Raw genomic sequence first — 4,129 nt, 5'->3', positions numbered from 1 at the left:
GCCCGACCCAAAGCCACCCCCACCGGTGCCCTCGAGCACTTCCGCATCCGCCACGACACCGTCGATCAATTCGGCAACCTCACCCTGAGCCACGGCAGCCGCCTACACCACCTCGGCATCGGACGCCGCCACGCCGGCACGCCCGTCTGATCCTGGTCACCACCACCGTGTCAGCCATCGGCGAAACCGGCCACCACATCAACCCCGACCGCAACTACTGGCCCAACCAACAAAAAACCCCGGCCAAAGGCCGGGGTGATCTGTAACCAATTTTGTGGGCGAAGGGGGACTTGAACCCCCACGTCCCGAAGGACACTGGCACCTGAAGCCAGCGCGTCTGCCATTCCGCCACTCGCCCGAGCGACCGGGGCAGCGTATCACTGCCGTCGCGAGGTTCCCAAACCGCGCCGTTCGAGGGCTGCGCCGGCATGGGGAATCGTTCGCGTCATCAAGATCAGGTCACTGACCTGCTGCGATCTGATTCTCAGAGTTCTGTTGGTCCCGCACGATGGCGCAGGGCCGATACCATTCATGTGAGCAGTGTGGCCAGAGCGACACGCGGTGGCTTCGGCTGCCGGTACGCACCACGAACGACAACGAGCGAAGGCGGGCGGTGATATGGGTCTTGTCGACCGCATCGAACGCAAGCTCGAGTCAACGGTGGGTGATGCATTCGCCCGGGTCTTCGGCGGCTCGATCGTTCCGCAGGAAGTGGAGTCGATGTTGCGCCGCGAGGCGCAGGCCGGTGCCCGCACGGTGGGCAGCGGCCAGGTTTTGGCACCGAACGACTACGTAATTACCCTCAGTGACACTGACTATCAGAAGGTAAGCGCCGATACTGACCTGACCGCATCCGCATTCGCCAAACATCTGGGGGGATTTATCCATGATCAGGGGTGGCAAACGTATGGTGATGTGGTCGTCAGATTCGAGCAATCACCGCACTTGCACACCGGACAGTTCCGCGCACATGGCGCGGTCAACCCCGATTCCACCGTCGGCGAATCCGCACGAGTACATCGCGACCAGGCGTTCACCGCAGAATCAGGAGAACCATCTATGACCGACAATCCGAGCTACCGCGGCGGCCAGGGACAAGGTCGGCCTGGCGACGACTACTTCGATGACCGGTACGGACGCCAGCAGGACGACCAGCGCGGTGGCGGCTATCCCCCTCAAGACGACCAGCGCGGCGGCGGGTACCCCCCGCAGGATGACCAGCGCGGCGGCTATCCCCAGCAGGACCAGCCGGGCGGCGGCTACCCACCCCGCGGCGGCGGCTACCCGGACCAGGGTGGCTACCCCGATCAGGGTGGCTACGGCGACCGCGGCGGTTACCCCGATCAGGGCGGCTACCCGGACCAGCGCGGCGGTGGCTATCCCCCGCAGGACGACCAGCGCGGCGGAGGCGGCTACGGCGGCGGCCCGAACTACGACCAGCGCGGCGGCGGCTACGGCCAGCAGCCCGGTGGGTACGGCCCGCCTCAGGGTGGCGGCTACGGCGGCCCGGCAGGACCGGGGCCCAGCGCCGACTATGACTACGGACGTCAGCAGCCGGGCGGCGGCGGCCGTCCGGGTCCGGATCCTCGCCAGGGTGGCTACGGCGACCAGGGTGGCTACGGCGGCGGCTACGGCGACCAGCGCGGCGGTTACGGCCAGCCGCAGCAGGATTACGGCCAGCAGGACTACGGCCGTGGTTACGGCGATCAGCAGCAGGGCGGCTACCAGGACCAGGGCTACGGCGACCAGGGCGGTTACGGCGGCGGCTACGGCGATCAGGGTGGCCGTGACTACGACTACGGCCAGGACGCTGGTCAAGGCGGGTACGGCGGCGGCGACTACCACGCCGGCGGCGCGACCGTCACCCTGCAGCTCGACGACGGCAGCGGCCGGACCTACCAGCTGCGTGAAGGCGCCAACGTGATCGGCCGTGGCCAGGACGCCCAGTTCCGGCTACCGGACACCGGCGTGTCGCGTCGTCACCTCGAGATTCGGTGGGACGGTCAGGTGGCCCTGCTCGCGGACCTGAACTCCACCAACGGCACCACCGTGAACAACGCCCCGGTGCAGGAGTGGCAGCTGGCCGACGGCGACGTCATCCGGCTGGGCCATTCCGAGATCATCGTGCGCGTGCACTGAGGTATCGGACCGGACACACCGGGGTGGCTAGCAACCCGCTTCACCCTCATGCCAGTCGCCGTCCAAGTATCGTGACGATGCCGCAGGGCACGGAACGACGTCATTGGGACGGGTACGGAGAGGATGTCAGATGCAGGGGTTAGTGCTGCAGCTGACGCGCGTCGGGTTCCTGTTGCTGCTGTGGCTCTTCATCTGGTCGGTGCTGCGGATCCTGCGCACCGACATCTATGCGCCGACCGGTGCGGTCATGGTGCGTCGGGGGCTGGCCTTGCGCGGCTCACTGCTGCCCAGCCGCCAGCGCAGGCACATCGCCAGGCAGATGGTCGTCACCGAAGGCGCACTCGCCGGTACCCGCATCACGCTGAGTTCTCAGCCGGTGCTGATCGGCCGTGCCGACGACTCGACACTGGTGCTCACAGATGATTACGCCTCGACGCGCCACGCCCGACTGTCACCACGCGGTTCGGAGTGGTACGTGGAGGACCTAGGATCGACCAACGGCACATACCTTGACAGGGCGAAGGTGACAACAGCGGTAAGGGTTCCCATTGGCACGCCGGTGCGAATCGGTAAGACGGTAATCGAGCTTCGACCGTGACACTCGTGCTTCGATACGCCGCGCGCAGTGACCGCGGCCTGGTCCGCGCCAACAACGAGGACTCCGTGTATGCGGGGGCGCGTCTGCTCGCCCTGGCCGACGGTATGGGTGGGCACGCCGCAGGCGAGGTGGCCTCCCAACTCGTCATCGCCGCGTTGGCCCACCTCGATGACGACGAACCCGGTGGTGACCTGCTCGGCAAGCTGAATTCGGCAGTCGCCGAAGGTAACTCGGCCATCGCCGCGCACGTGGAGGCAGATCCCGAGCTCGAGGGCATGGGTACGACGCTGACCGCGATCCTGTTCGCCGGCAGCCGTCTCGGCCTGGTCCACATCGGTGACTCCCGCGGGTATCTGATGCGCGACGGTGAGCTCACCCAGATCACCAAGGACGACACCTTCGTCCAGACCCTGGTCGACGAGGGCCGCATCACCGCCGAAGAGGCGCACAGCCACCCGCAACGCTCGCTCATCATGCGGGCGCTGACAGGCCACGAGGTCGAGCCGACGCTGACGATGCGCGAGGCGAAAGCCGGTGACCGGTACCTGCTGTGCTCCGACGGCCTCTCCGATCCGGTCAGCCAGGAGACCATCCACGAGGCGCTGCAGATCGAAGACGTCACCGAAAGCGCCGACCGGCTGATCGAATTGGCGTTGCGCGGCGGCGGTCCGGACAACGTGACGGTGGTGGTCGCCGACGTCGTCGACTACGACTACGGCCAGACCCAGCCGATCCTCGCCGGAGCCGTTTCGGGCGTCGACGACGACACGATCCCGCCCAACACCGCGGCGGGTCGGGCCTCTGCCTTCAACCCGCGCCGCAACGAGCCGAAAAAGGTGGTCCCCCAACCGGCCGAACCGGCCCGCAAGCCCCGCTCCCGGCGCCGCTACGTGATCGCTGCGGTCCTGCTGGTCCTGGTGGTGCTCGCGGGCCTGGCCATCGGCCGTCAGATCATCCGAAGCAATTACTACGTCGGCGAGCACGACGGCATCGTGGCGATCATGCGTGGTATCCAGGGCTCGTTTCTCGGGGTCTCACTGCAGGAGCCGTACGGGCTGGGCTGCCTGAACGCCCGCAATGAGCTGTCCCTGATCGGTGCCGGCGACAACCGCGACAATCTCGGGTGCCGGCTGATGGCGGTCAGCGACATGCGCCCCTCTGAGCGGGCGCAGGTGATCGCAGGCCTGCCGGGCGGCACGCAGGACGAGGCCATCGCCCAGATCCATGAGTTGGCGCGCAGTTCGGTGCTGCCGGTATGCGTCACGCGCACGCCGCCGACCACGACGAGCGCACCGCCACCTGCGCCGACCACCACGACCGGCCCGGCCCCGGCGTCGACTCCGCCTCCCGCGCCTGTCTCTTATACACATCTGACGCTGCCGACGATCGCAT

Annotated in this window: 3 protein-coding genes and 1 tRNA gene; 3 read left to right on the top strand and 1 reads right to left on the bottom strand. The window is 67.4% G+C overall.

The genetic code is table 11. The features are described from left to right. Positions 1-275 precede the first annotated feature (275 nt). Positions 276-358, bottom strand: a tRNA-Leu gene (locus A5784_RS12190). Positions 359-618: 260 nt separating this feature from the next. On the opposite strand from A5784_RS12190, the gene A5784_RS12185 reads away from it, so the two are divergent. The 3 genes from A5784_RS12185 to A5784_RS12175 all read left to right on the top strand — a co-directional run. Continuing rightward, on the top strand, positions 619-2,139 hold the full coding sequence (locus A5784_RS12185; protein WP_064945170.1) for an FHA domain-containing protein: 1,521 nt from the start codon (positions 619-621) through the stop codon (positions 2,137-2,139). A 130-nt stretch (positions 2,140-2,269) separates the two neighbouring features. Continuing rightward, entirely contained in the window at positions 2,270-2,737 is a 468-nt protein-coding gene (locus A5784_RS12180) for an FHA domain-containing protein FhaB/FipA (RefSeq protein ID WP_018602954.1), read from the top strand. Beyond that, a partial coding sequence (locus tag A5784_RS12175; RefSeq protein ID WP_064945169.1) for a PP2C family protein-serine/threonine phosphatase occupies positions 2,734-4,129 on the top strand: 1,396 nt, incomplete at its 3' end. The genes A5784_RS12180 and A5784_RS12175, both read left to right, overlap by 4 nt.

It is taken from the genome of Mycobacterium sp. 852013-50091_SCH5140682, from assembly GCF_001665685.1.
GTDB lineage: Bacteria > Actinomycetota > Actinomycetes > Mycobacteriales > Mycobacteriaceae > Mycobacterium.
Note: the sequence above shows the minus strand (reverse complement) of the source record. Positions and strands in the feature narration are given on the sequence as shown.

What these genes read in the sequence shown, in the direction of transcription:
- A5784_RS12185 (WP_064945170.1), top strand. Translation starts at nt 619, where the DNA reads ATGGGTCTTGTCGACCGCATCGAACGCAAGCTCGAGTCAACGGTGGGT.
- A5784_RS12180 (WP_018602954.1), top strand. Translation starts at nt 2,270, where the DNA reads ATGCAGGGGTTAGTGCTGCAGCTGACGCGCGTCGGGTTCCTGTTGCTG.